The sequence below is a fragment of the Methylomonas sp. Uni0011 genome (assembly GCF_056850255.1).
This window is the reverse complement of the sequence record NZ_JBVVNO010000001.1, coordinates 396,174-407,254: the sequence shown is the minus strand read 5'-3', so window position 1 is coordinate 407,254 and position 11,081 is coordinate 396,174. Positions and strand designations below refer to the sequence as shown.

The window sequence follows — 11,081 nt, the reverse complement described above, 5'->3', positions numbered from 1 at the left end:
AGCGATTTTGCACCACAGAAGTTTATGTCCGATTTTGAACCCTTTAAAGACGTTGACGGCACCACTGCGCTGCAAGAAGCCAAGCCGCAGTTGAAACGGCCACCGTTGTATAAAGTCATTTTGCTCAACGACGATTTCACACCAATGGATTTTGTCGTGGAGATCTTGACCGACTTTTTCAACATGAGCCAAGAGCGGGCTACGCAGGTGATGTTGCAAGTGCATACCCAGGGTGTTGGGGTATGCGGCACCTACACCAAGGACGTTGCCGAAACCAAAGTACACATCGTTAACGAATACTCCCGTGAACATCATCACCCGCTGATGTGCACGATGGAAGAGGCGTGAGAGGTAAGCCATGCTAAGTAAAGAACTGGAAGTGACACTGAACGCCGCTTTTACCGGGGCTCATGCCAAGCGCCACGAGTTCATCACCGTCGAGCATTTGCTGTTGGCTTTGCTGGATAACGTGACGACGATCCCGATCCTGATCGCCTGCGGCTGCAACGTCAATGCGTTGCGCGCCGAACTCACCCGCTTCATCGACGAGACCATTTCGCTGATCCCGGAAGGCATCCAGCGCGAAACCCAACCGACTTTGGGCTTTCAGCGCGTGTTGCAGCGGGCGGTATTTCACGTCCAGGCGTCCGACAAAAAAGAAGTGACCGGTGCCAACCTGTTTGTCGCGCTGTTCAGTGAGCAGGATTCGCATGCGGTTTATCTGTTGAACAAACAAGACATCACGCGGTTGGATGTGGTGAATTATCTGGCGCACGGAGTTTCCAAAATCGAGCAGTTCAGAAAAGAGAGCAGCGAGGAACCGGAAGGCGAGCGCGGCAACAACGAGAATTTGACCAGCCCGCTGGAAAAATATGCCACCAACCTGAATGAAGAGGCCCTAAAAGGTAATATCGATCCGTTGATCGGCCGCGAATTGGAAGTGGAACGCACCATCCAGGTGTTGTGCCGGCGGCGTAAAAACAACCCGCTGCTGGTCGGCGAAGCCGGGGTCGGTAAAACGGCAATCGCCGAGGGTTTGGCGAAGCGGATTGTCGAAGAACAGGTACCCGATATTTTGATGAACAGCACAATTTATTCGTTAGATATGGGGGCCTTGGTTGCGGGTACCAAATACCGCGGCGATTTCGAAAAACGTTTAAAAGCCTTGATCAACCAATTGAAAAAAGAGCCGGATTCGATTTTGTTCATCGACGAAATTCATACCATCATCGGCGCCGGCTCGGCGTCCGGCGGGGTAATGGACGCGTCCAATTTGATCAAACCGGTGTTGGCTTCCGGCCAATTGCGCTGCATCGGTTCGACGACTTATCAGGAGTACCGCGGCATCTTCGAAAAAGACCATGCTTTGGCGCGGCGCTTCCAAAAAATCGACGTGGTCGAACCGTCCATCGAAGATACGGTATTGATTCTGAAAGGTTTGAAATCGCGGTTTGAGGAGCATCATGGCCTGAAATACACCCAGGAAGCTTTGCGGATGGCGGTGGAATTATCGGCGCGCTATATCACCGATCGGCATTTGCCGGACAAGGCTATTGATGTGATCGACGAAGCCGGCGCCAGACAGCGCTTGTTCACGGCTGGGGAGCGTAAAGAGACCATCGACACCGCCGAGATTGAGGAGATCGTGGCCAAGATCGCCCGGGTGCCGGCGCAATCGGTGTCGTCCAACGATATCGACAAGCTTTCCAATCTGGAAAAGAACCTGAAAATGCTGGTGTTCGGTCAGGATGAAGCGATTTCTGAACTGGCTGCCGCGATCAAATTATCGCGGGCCGGGCTGCGTGACACTACCAAAACCATCGGTTCCTTCTTGTTCGCCGGCCCGACCGGCGTCGGCAAAACCGAAGTGACCCGCCAGTTGGCCAAGGTGCTGGGCATCGAATTGATCCGCTTCGACATGTCGGAATATATGGAACGGCATACCGTCTCGCGTCTGATCGGCGCTCCTCCGGGTTACGTCGGTTTCGATCAGGGAGGTCTATTGACCGAAGCAGTGACCAAACATCCGCATGCGGTGTTATTGCTCGACGAGTTGGAGAAAGCCCATCCGGATGTGTTCAATTTGTTGCTGCAGGTCATGGACCACGGCACCTTGACCGACAACAACGGCCGCAAAGCCGATTTCAGAAACATCATTCTGATCATGACCACCAATGCCGGTGCCGAGGAAAGCAGCCGGGCCTCGATCGGTTTTACCTTGCAAAATCATGCGTCGGACAGCATGAAAGTGATCGAACGCGGTTTCTCGCCCGAATTCAGAAACCGTCTGGATGCGATTGTTCAGTTCAAGCCGCTGGATTTGGCGGTGGTTGGTAGCGTCGTCGACAAGTTTATCTTCGAGTTGGAAGCGGTATTGGCCGACAAGAATGTGACGTTGACCTTGGAGCCTGATGCAAGGGCATGGCTGGCCGAGCACGGCTGCGATCCGAAAATGGGGGCAAGGCCGATGGCGCGTTTGATCCAGGAAAAAATCAAGAAGCCGTTAGCCGAAGACTTGTTGTTCGGGCGCTTGGCGAATGGCGGTCATGTAAGGATACATGTCGAGAACGATGAATTGGCATTTGCCATTGAAGGCAAACAGCTAGTCGTTTCCGAATTGAATCAAGTGATGTAGAGCGGAGAGGGAAGCGCTAGCCCGGAGCGGGTTAGCGGTTCCGGAACGTGATGCGGCCTTTGGTCAGGTCGTAAGGTGTCATTTCTACGCGAACTTTGTCTCCGGTCAGGATGCGGATGTAATGTTTGCGCATTTTGCCGGAGATATGCGCGGTCACGATGTGGCCGTTTTCCAATTCGACGCGAAACATCGTGTTCGGTAGGGTGTCGATGACCTTGCCGTCCATTTCAATTTGATCTTCTTTTGCCATAGTAAAAGCCCATAAAGTTAAAACGGCTATGTTAGCATGAATCCTCCGCCGGGCTTCTAAAAATGTCGGCAACAGCCATGCGCCGACGCCGTTAAACTTTCCGCTTCACTTCGATGATATTGGGCAAGTGACTGATCCGGGTCAACACCGAGCTGAGTTGCGCCGTATTCTCGATCTGTATCGTCATGTGCAAAATCGCCGACAAATCCTCGTGCGTTTTTAGCGACGCATTGCTGATATGGATTTTCGCGGTCGCCAAAACTTGCGATACATCGTTCAACAGGTTTTGGGCATTGAACGCATGGATCACGATCGGTACGCTGTGGTGTACCGACTTTTGCCCGCTCCATTCCGCTTTGACTAACTGCAATTGCTTTTCCGCCGACAAATGGCGAATGTTCTCGCAATCCTTGCGGTGTATCGTGATACCGCGTTTATGCGAGATAAAGCCGATGATATCGTCGCCCTTCACCGGCGAGCAGCAGTGCGCCAGCGTGGTGACGACATTGTCGATATCGTCGATGGTCACCACCGATTGCGCCGTGGATTGGCTTGGCACCAACTTGACCGGGGTCGGTTCCAATTCCGGAATTTTCAGCGCATTCGCCAATTGCCGATTATTGATGCCGCCGTGCCCCAAAGCTTCGTATAGATGCTCGGCGTCCGCTATTTTGAAGTATTTCAACAACTCGGCGATATCGACGGTTTTCAAACCCAGGCGTTTGCTTTCCTTGTCCAGAATTTGCTTGCCTGCAGCAATGTTTTCGGCTTGCTGCTGCTGTTTGAACCAGCTTTTGACCTTGCTGATCGCCCGCGGCGTTTTCAGATAACCCAGGTTCGGATTCAGCCAATTGTGATTCGGGTGGCCATTTTTGACGGTAATAATTTCGACTTGTTCGCCGGAGCTGAGTTTGTAAGTCAGCGGCTTGATCTGACCGTTGACCTTGGCGCCGCGGCAACTGTGGCCGATTTCGGTATGAATCGCATAGGCAAAGTCCAATGGTGTGGCGCCTTTGACCAAATCGATTAGTTTGCCGGCAGGTGTCAACACGAATACCCGGTCGGAAAACAATTCGGTATGAAAATTTTCCAATAGATTGTCGCTAGTGTCCTTGTCTTCCAACAATTGTCGGAGCGAGGCGATATTTTTCTCGGTCGCAGCATTGAATTTGCTGCCTTCCTTGTAACGCCAATGTGCGGCGACACCCAGTTCGGCGAATTCGTGCATGGCTTTGGTGCGGATCTGGATTTCGATCCGGTTGCCGAGAGGGTCCAGCACGACGGTGTGTAGCGATTGATAACCGTTTTCCTTCGGATTGGCGATGTAATCGTCGAATTCGCGCGGAATATGCTGCCATTGGGCGTGCGCCAAACCCAGCACCATGTAACAGCTGGGAAGCGATTCGACCACCACTCGCACCGCCAGTAGATCGTAAAGATCGGAAAGCGCCAATTGTTTTCTGCGCATCTTGTTCCAGATGCTGTAAATATGTTTGGGCCGGCCGTAAACCTTAGCCGCCACGCCGTGTTCTGCCAGCAGCGCTTTCAGCTCTTGCAGGAACCGATCGATACTGGCTTGGCGCTGTTCGCGGTTTTCCGCCAGCGAGGCGCTAATAAAACGGTAATTGTCCGGATCCAGATAACGGAAGGCTAAGTCCTCCAATTCCCATTTGAACTGGCTGATCCCGAGCCGATTGGCTAATGGCGCATAGATATCCAGCGTTTCGCGGGCGATGAAATGACGGATTTGCTCCTGTTCCAGATGCAAGCCGCGCAAACGCTGTATCCTCAGCGCCAGTTTGATCAACACCGCCCGCACGTCGTGGGTCATTGCCAATAGCATGCGGCGCAGGATCTCGGCCTGATTGGGTTGGTTGGCCATTTCCGGCGTGTAAATACTGACCTTGTTCAGCCAGTCCACGTCTCTAAACAAATCGGCCACCGTCGCGCCGAATCGCTCGCGCACCTGGTTTTCGTCGATCCGATCAGCGATGCGGGAATCGCTCAGCAAAGTCGCCAGAATGGTTTCCAGATCGATATGCACACCCATCAGGATGGCCGCAACATCGATGCCCTTCGGCCGCTGCGATTCGATGCGGTTGGCGCCCAATTCGTCGATCCAGGCCAGGGCTGCGTCGATTGTAGCGCGGTCGGTTGCCGAGAAACTGGGAAATAGCGCGCTGGCGCGGGACTCGTGATTTGTCATGCGGATATTCTAAACGCGGTTCTGTACGGCAAAATAAAAAACACGTCGAAAAAGTTGGCAAGCAGCCCAGTGCAGAAAAAAATGTAATTTGATCTGGGCGCACTGTGGATGGGGGCTGGTCAGGGCCCGGTTAGAAGACGGTCGGAGCCGTTTTTGCCAGCTGAAAATCGTAATACCGTACTAGTTTCGGATTTGACCGGCAGGCATTGACTAACCATCGGCCAAGCTAGTGGTATTCAGATGGTAATGCTGTCTCGATAGCTGGCGCCAAGTCGGTTTGGGCTACCCCAATTGCCGGCTGGATCGCTGAGCCACAGCGGCTGTCCGGCAATTGCAGAGTAGTGTTAACCTGGATTCATCACGTCTTGGCTGCAAGCGCCTTCATCTGAACCCGAACCTGGCGAAAATCCGACTAATGGCGTTCTTTGGATGTGATCGCGCCTTTGTCGTTGACCGCTACCCGCCATTTGCCGCTAGGGGCGCTAACGATCAATTCATACTCTTCACCGACACCGTTCGGGTTTACCACCAACTCGGCTTTTTCGATGCGGGCGTCCGGGAAATTGGCTTTAACGGCATCGGTCACCATAGGTGGCACTTGCTGCGGATTTTCCAATACCAGCTCACCGGTAAACAGCGCGCCGTTGGCACGGAACAATTCGTGCAGAACTTGGCCTTCAGCATCCTTGAAACTGACTTCCAGCAACTGTTGGCCGAAGTGGGTTTCCATGGTGCCAACCATATCGGTTGCCTGCGGATGACGTTTCAAAACGCTGGTTCTGACTTTGTCCGAAACGGCGGCTTCTTCGGCGAAAGCCTGACCCAAGGCGGCGCTTAAGGCAACTGTCAGCATTACAATTGGAAATTTACGCATGTATCCTCCTGTCGAATTATTATTGTGCGGGCCAAAAACGGCCAATATTTCCGAGCGCGAAAAAGTCGCGCCTAGCGCAACATTAATGCCATGATTGACGGATAAAGTCACTAGGCGGATTCGTGAGTTTGGCTGTAAACCTCGCTGGGGCGGCCCATGCACAATCTGACGAAGACGCGGGCGGCGGCGATGCCGTTGACGACAAAGGCCAGCGTAATGGGCAGGGCAAACCAAGGATGCAGCCCGGTGGCGTCGGCCAATAGCAGGTCTTCGCCCAGAAATGCCGGCGTGATCGGGAATCCTACCAAACCCAGAAAGCTCAGAAACAACAGCAGCGAAGCTCGCGGCCGGGTTTCGGCCATGGCCCGGTAGCGGAACGGCTCCTCGGCGAAGTTTTCCTGCGCCAGCATTCGGCGTAGCACGCCTATACCCAATAGCCAGGAGGGCAGCACGCCGCTCAAAAACAGCAGCACGTCCGCATAAGCCGCGGGATCCATCATCCACACAGCAATGCCGGCCAAGCCGCAACTGGTTGCGATCGCGTTCCAGACTTTGAACGGACTGTGTTTTTGGCTGAACGCGCTCAGTGAGGCTACTACCATTGCCAGGGAGATCGGGATCGATAAATAACCGCGATCGAACCAGGTTTCGTTTTCGCCGAGGATGATCAATCCGATCAGACCGACGCTGCTGAAATACCGGATCGCAGGCCTGACCTGGTTCATGCGGGCGCCGATTTGCTTCAGCGGGTCCCACAAGGTCGAACGTACCAAGCGTTCCAAATTACCTTCCTGCAACGCGAACACGTATAGGGTGTTTTGCAGTACCGCCGGCAAGGTGTCGCGGATGGAATTGGGCAGAAATTCCCGCATCGCGCTGGGTTTGATGACGAAGTCGGTATCGACCGAGCCTTCCACCCGCAGCAAATGGGCGACGATAGACGGCGAGACCAGCAACTGGTAGCAACGCAGGAAGGCGTTGCCGAGGAAATGCACCAGAACCAAGGTTTCCAGGCCCAGCGACAATTCCATGAACATGAAGCCAACCTGGGTGATCGAGGCGTAGGCGACCTGGCCTTTGATATTGGATTGGGTTTTTTCCGACAGATTGGCGATTACGACGGTCAGCAAGCCGATCACCAACACCATGGTGCGCGGCAAGTAATGGTAGGTCCAGATCGGCATGGTGCGTAACAATAGAAACACGCCCAAATGGATCGATAACGCACCGTAAAAAATGGCGCTGGACGGCGTCGGCCCCTCCATCGCCCGCGGCAACCAGAAGCAGAACGGGAATTGCGCCGATTTGCCGGAGGCGGCGATCACGATCAGCCAGGACAATATCAGCAGCGACGCATAACCGGCCGGCGGCATTGCAGCGTGTTGGAACAAATTGGCCAGTTGGCTGAAATGCTGGCTTTCGTGAAACAGCAAATGGCTCATCCAGGCCCCGAGCAGCAAGCCGACGTCGCAGAAGCGGTAAATGCTGTAAGCGCGCAAGGCGTTGCGGATGGGTTGCGGCCGGTGCCGGTAAAAGGCGATCAACAAAAACGACGAGACGCCCACTATTTCCCAGCCGGCGAATAGCATATCGATCGAACCGGACAGAATCACCAGATTCAAACCGAATGCAAAGCCGAAGATTGTCAGGAAGAAACGCTGGTAGCCGGTTTCGCGGTGCAGATAGACCCGGCAATAACGCACGATAATCGAGAAAATCACCCAGGCGCAGAATAAATAGACCGCGCTGATCCGGTCCAAATAAAACAGAATCGGAAAGCGGTATTCGCCTTGTGTGTAAAGATCGAACCAAGCGAATTCGTGAGCCGGAAAACCGGCAACAGCCCAGACCGCCAACAAGCCCAATACGCTGGCGCCTTTCGCGCGGCTGGTCCACAGGCTGATCGTGGAAATGCGTTGCTCGCTGCTGCCGAACAGCAGGATCACTAGCATGCCGAGCAGCGGAAATGCCAAACAGGCCAACATCAAGCCGTTCATGCGTGTCTCCCTTGTAACTGATGTACCGGTATCGTTGCGGTCTTGCCGAGGATGATTTTTTCCGAGTGGGGGGCGGCCGGAGTTTGCAAGGTATCCGGCAGTTCGATGTTTTCCCAGCGGTGTTTGGCGTATAGCTGCAATTCGTGGCTGGCGGGGTCGCAGCTGACCAATCTGATCCATTCGCCGTCCAGCCATTCCTGCAAACCGCCGATGCCGGCCAAGGCTTTATCCATAATAGCGGTGGTTTGTTCCACCACCATCAGCAGTCGGGCCGGTTCGTGAACTTCGATCATTTGCGAGGGCAAACCGGTACGCAGATCGCCTTCGACGCCGTTGGCGACGCCCAGCAAGCCGATTACGTTGTGCGGTAGCTTGGTGCCGGCGCCGTACACCGAGTTGTCGATCCGGGAGAACAAATATTCCAGGTTGATACCGCCGCAGACCGGAATGATCGCAGACAGAATCTTGGCCATGATCTCGCCGTTGGGATCGCTGGCCGGATCGTAGGAATGCAGAAACGAGCGCCGGTCCAGAAATAATTGCCGGCTCAATTGGCGGCGGCCGACCAGGCAATACAGGTTGTTGGAATGGTTGTATTCCGGGCGCGGTTCGAAAATCGACGAGGCGCGGGCGACGACGTGTTGATGCGCTGCTTTATTGGAATGCGATTGCGGGCCCAATTCGAACCAGCGGCAACGTTCGCGCGCGTTGCGTAACAGGGCGTGGTGCATGTCGTGCTTGAAGGCGTGCAGCACTTTATGGTCGCGGTGCAAATAGGAATTCGGATCGAAATAAGTGATTTCGTCGCGGCTGGTGTTATGCAGCGCCGGTACGAAATAAGTGGCGGCCGGAATGTCGATACCGCGTTCACGCAGGATTTCCCGTACCGCGTCCTGATTCGCCATCCAGGCGAAGGCGCGGGCATTCGGCGCGCCGGGTTTGCCGGCGCAGGCGCCGCAGTCGTAGGCGGCAAAATGCGGATTGTTCACGCTGCTGGAGCCGTGGGCGACAATGACTACCAAAGGTGCGAAATCCTGGGTCAAGCCGATATTGCGCAACAAGCCGCCGACGCGGTCGGCCATTTCCGGAAAGGAAAAGCCCAGTAAATAGCCTTCCGGCGTGGGTTCGTCGGTTTCGCGCAGCAGGTGCAAGTGGCTGTGAGCCTTGACCTCGCTGAGCTGTTCGATATTAAGCAGGCCGGCGCCGGGGCGGAATACGTTCCAGGCCAGGCGCGCCGCGTAACCCAAGCCCAAAGTTTGGGTAAACAGCCAACCGCGCAGCATCGAATGCGCCGTGAAGTGCAGGCTGGAAAACTTACCGGTTTTTTGTTTTGTTTCGGCTTGGTCTTCCGCCGCTTCGACGATCAAATGTTTAGGCTCAATCGCGGTCGGGCATTGCGCCACCGGATAGACGTCGTCCAGGCCCTGGTACAGGAAATCGATGCCGAAGAAACCGGCGGCGCCGAAGGTTTGGATTGCCGGATTGATTTCTTCCAAATGCCGGCGTAACGAGCATTCCCGGTCGTCGATGCAAAACAGTGCCTGCGCTTGCACCGCCGGCTTGGCGGTTGGCGACCGGCCCGGAACCGGCTGGTTTTTCAAAGCCTGCAACAATTCGCTATGCAGGGACCATTCCATGGCTTCGTGCCAGACTTTCAGCCTTAACGGAACCTGAGTTTGCATCGCGCCGCCGTTGAAGCGCGGCACCGAATCCAGCTGTTTCAAGGCGGCAATATTGCCGAAATTGGCACCGCGTTTTTTCTGCAGCAAGGCTAGTTCACAGGCCAGTTCGAATGCGATCAATTGCTGCAACGAAATATCGCGGCGGGCCAGCAAGGTTTGCGGATTCAGTTCGATCAGTCTGACCATGCCGGACCAGCCCGGATGGCCGAGCAGCATTTCCAGAATGTACTGTTCGTACCAGGTTTCGAGGCCGACCATGCGTTGCAAACAATGCAGAATGACTTGATCCGGGCCGAGGTTGAGCAGGTCGCGTACGCTTTTTTCTTGAAACGGATATAGCGGTATGAGGCTGTTTTGGGTTAAGCGCAACACGCAATCCCAAAAACTCTCGTTTGCCTTCGGTAAGCTCCAGCGGCTGATACCCTGATCCAGAAAGTTGGCCAGTAGACGGAATAACACCGGATGCGCCAGCGCATTCAAATCCACTTCCAATTCGTTTAGCCAACGGGTACGTATGCCGTGATTGGCTAGGGAAGTCGGCGGGTAATGGCTTTGCTTGTCTGTGCTGAACAGGCTGTCGCGCAGCGCCCGGCGCTGGTTGTCGTTCAAGTCGGCACGTTGCAAAGCCCAGTCGATGGCATGGTCGCTGATCCGGCCTTCACGGTAGCGATTTTGGTAATCGGAGAGCGGCAAATAGCTGCGCGCGCCGAATATTTTTGCCGCCAGCGCGACGCCTTCGTGAAACGGCAAGTGCTGTACCGCATGTAAGGTATTGTGGTGGATGAAGTCTTTTAGAGGGCCTTGCGTCGGCAGCCAGTGCGAGACGTTGTCAATGGCGCGATTCAGGTCGAAACCGCTATCTCGGCGGTCGGAGTGGCTGTCATTCGACTCCGCCGAATGATAAGTATAGCTAACCGGTTCCATGTACTAAACCTCGTTGGTCAAAAGAGCTCTCGCCGGTTGCCGGGTGGTTCTGCGCATCCTGGCGGCAGCCGATGAAGTGAAGACCGGCCGGTATGGCGCTCAGCTTTATGGCACAGAGGCTATTACAGGCCGAAGCCGGGCCGTAATCGGACCAATCCGGGCGGGGATGTCAATCAAGGCTAAGCATGGCGCGTGCCAATTTTATCTATTTGAATTGCAATGGTTTTATTTGTTGAGGGTGCGTGGCTGGTGCAAAAAACGTTGACGGGCGGTTGATTTAAACCAATCGGTACGGCCTTGCAGGGTTTCCGGCTCCGGTCGCCGCGTCGGGCTTGCGTAGCGTTTTGATAGCGGCCGACACCGACGGTTTTGCTACGCGGGCCGGCCGGGCAGCGCGGCTCCGTCGCAACGGCTTTCGGTTACTTGGGTGGCTGCGCTGGACCAGTGGGCGTCGGCCGGAGGAGGCGCAGATTGGTGCGCTTCGCTCGCTGCCGCGCTCGGATCGATGCACAG

At 55.0% G+C, this 11,081-nt stretch carries 7 protein-coding genes; 2 read left to right on the top strand and 5 right to left on the bottom strand.

Translation table 11 applies throughout. The annotated features are described in order from the left end of the window. Positions 1-24: 24 nt before the first annotated feature. Together clpS and clpA are read left to right on the top strand one after the other, a co-directional pair. Positions 25-348, top strand: a complete 324-nt coding sequence (gene clpS, locus AC0IM9_RS01800) for an ATP-dependent Clp protease adapter ClpS (protein WP_054761148.1) — start codon at positions 25-27, stop codon at positions 346-348. A 10-nt stretch (positions 349-358) separates the two neighbouring features. Next, a complete protein-coding gene (gene clpA / locus AC0IM9_RS01795; RefSeq protein ID WP_140913323.1) occupies positions 359-2,635 on the top strand; it encodes an ATP-dependent Clp protease ATP-binding subunit ClpA in 2,277 nt (758 codons plus the stop codon). Positions 2,636-2,666: 31 nt separating this feature from the next. Here the strand turns inward: clpA and infA are convergent, their stop codons facing one another. The 5 genes from infA to AC0IM9_RS01770 form a co-directional block, all read right to left on the bottom strand. Continuing rightward, the gene (gene infA / locus AC0IM9_RS01790; protein WP_013819653.1) at positions 2,667-2,885 is read right to left on the bottom strand and encodes a translation initiation factor IF-1; all 219 of its coding nucleotides are present in this window, start codon (positions 2,883-2,885) and stop codon (positions 2,667-2,669) included. 91 nt (positions 2,886-2,976) lie between these two features. Continuing rightward, entirely contained in the window at positions 2,977-5,091 is a 2,115-nt protein-coding gene (locus tag AC0IM9_RS01785; RefSeq protein ID WP_482802832.1) for a RelA/SpoT family protein, read from the bottom strand. Between the two features lie 412 nt (positions 5,092-5,503). Continuing rightward, complete coding sequence (locus AC0IM9_RS01780; RefSeq protein ID WP_278212287.1) at positions 5,504-5,965, bottom strand: hypothetical protein; 462 nt, start codon at positions 5,963-5,965, stop codon at positions 5,504-5,506. A gap of 110 nt (positions 5,966-6,075) precedes the next feature. Further along, a complete protein-coding gene (locus AC0IM9_RS01775) occupies positions 6,076-7,962 on the bottom strand; it encodes a proton-conducting transporter transmembrane domain-containing protein (RefSeq protein ID WP_482802831.1) in 1,887 nt (628 codons plus the stop codon). Continuing rightward, complete coding sequence (locus AC0IM9_RS01770) at positions 7,959-10,568, bottom strand: YbcC family protein (RefSeq protein WP_482802830.1); 2,610 nt, start codon at positions 10,566-10,568, stop codon at positions 7,959-7,961. Before AC0IM9_RS01770 ends, AC0IM9_RS01775 begins: the two co-directional genes overlap by 4 nt. Between the last annotated feature and the right edge of the window lie 513 nt (positions 10,569-11,081).

What these genes read in the sequence shown, in the direction of transcription:
- clpS (WP_054761148.1), top strand. Translation starts at nt 25, where the DNA reads ATGTCCGATTTTGAACCCTTTAAAGACGTTGACGGCACCACTGCGCTG.
- infA (WP_013819653.1), bottom strand. Translation starts at nt 2,885, where the DNA reads ATGGCAAAAGAAGATCAAATTGAAATGGACGGCAAGGTCATCGACACC.
- AC0IM9_RS01770 (WP_482802830.1), bottom strand. Translation starts at nt 10,568, where the DNA reads ATGGAACCGGTTAGCTATACTTATCATTCGGCGGAGTCGAATGACAGC.
- AC0IM9_RS01780 (WP_278212287.1), bottom strand. Translation starts at nt 5,965, where the DNA reads ATGCGTAAATTTCCAATTGTAATGCTGACAGTTGCCTTAAGCGCCGCC.
- AC0IM9_RS01775 (WP_482802831.1), bottom strand. Translation starts at nt 7,962, where the DNA reads ATGAACGGCTTGATGTTGGCCTGTTTGGCATTTCCGCTGCTCGGCATG.
- clpA (WP_140913323.1), top strand. Translation starts at nt 359, where the DNA reads ATGCTAAGTAAAGAACTGGAAGTGACACTGAACGCCGCTTTTACCGGG.
- AC0IM9_RS01785 (WP_482802832.1), bottom strand. Translation starts at nt 5,091, where the DNA reads ATGACAAATCACGAGTCCCGCGCCAGCGCGCTATTTCCCAGTTTCTCG.